This is a genomic window from Rhizobium ecuadorense (assembly GCF_001187535.1).
In the GTDB taxonomy this organism is placed as follows: domain Bacteria; phylum Pseudomonadota; class Alphaproteobacteria; order Rhizobiales; family Rhizobiaceae; genus Rhizobium; species Rhizobium ecuadorense.
On record NZ_LFIO01000291.1, the window covers coordinates 1 to 435 of the forward strand.

At 60.0% G+C, this 435-nt stretch carries 1 protein-coding gene; it reads right to left on the bottom strand.

Translation table 11 applies throughout. From position 1 onward, the window contains the following. Window positions 1-435, bottom strand: a 435-nt coding sequence (locus AF337_RS06540) for a sugar-binding domain-containing protein (RefSeq protein ID WP_280138830.1), incomplete at both ends; no start/stop codon positions are given.

Sequence of the window (435 nt, forward strand, 5' to 3'; positions counted from 1 at the left end):
CAAGCCGCTCTTTCTTGGTCTTGGGGAAAGACGCAGAGAGCGTGCGCGCCGTCAGCGCGGTATCGAGGATGTGGCCATCGGCGTCGAAAAAATGTCCGAGGATTTCGCCGACGCCGCCTGCCGCGGCAATGTCGTCAATTTCACCGGGTTCAACCATGCCGGACAAAACAAGCTGCGCCTCGGCATCGACAGTTCCCAGGCCGACGAGCTTCAGGTCGGCGTTATTAGCAAGGTCGAAGACCTCCTTGACGGCACGCTGCGCCTTCAGCACTTCACGGTCCTCGCCGGTATTGGCGAAAAAGGGAACCGGCATGACATAGGCATGGGCGCCGGTCTTTTCGGCGATGCGATGCATCACGTCATAGGGATTGGCGCCGTAGTTTCGTGTCAGGCCGCCAAGCAACGAGACGAAACGCAGGTTCTTCGCGCTCACCC